This is a genomic window from Bacillus sp. SIMBA_005 (assembly GCF_046535585.1).
Lineage (GTDB): Bacteria > Bacillota > Bacilli > Bacillales > Bacillaceae > Bacillus > Bacillus pumilus.
The window spans coordinates 1-349 of record NZ_JAWRWI010000114.1 but is presented as its reverse complement, the minus strand read 5'-3'; the positions used below and the strand labels follow the sequence as shown (position 1 = coordinate 349).

At 38.1% G+C, this 349-nt stretch carries 1 protein-coding gene; it reads left to right on the top strand.

Annotated elements, in window-relative coordinates:
* Nucleotides 1-349 (top strand): laccase domain-containing protein (locus SB660_RS19355; protein ID WP_410583857.1); only part of this gene is annotated, 349 nt, incomplete at both ends.

Here is a 349-nt window from a genome sequence, read left to right as displayed (position 1 = left end):
ATCTACATGTCTGCACAAGTACTGAGGATGTGTTAAGCAATCGAAAGAAATTAGCAGCTTCGTTGCAATGTGATATCAATGATTTTATATGTACTCAACAAACACACAGTGCTAATTTTTATCGTGCAACTGTAGAAGATAAAGGTTTAGGCGCGCTGAGGCAAGATACAGCCATTGCCAATACCGATGCACTCTATACATTTGACCAAGATGTAATGCTTTGTACTTTTACTGCTGATTGTGTACCTGTTATTTTTTATAATGAACGTAGTGGTGTCATCGGTGTCATACATTCTGGCTGGCAAGGAACAGTCAAGGAAGTGACATTGAAACTTTTCCGTCATTTAAT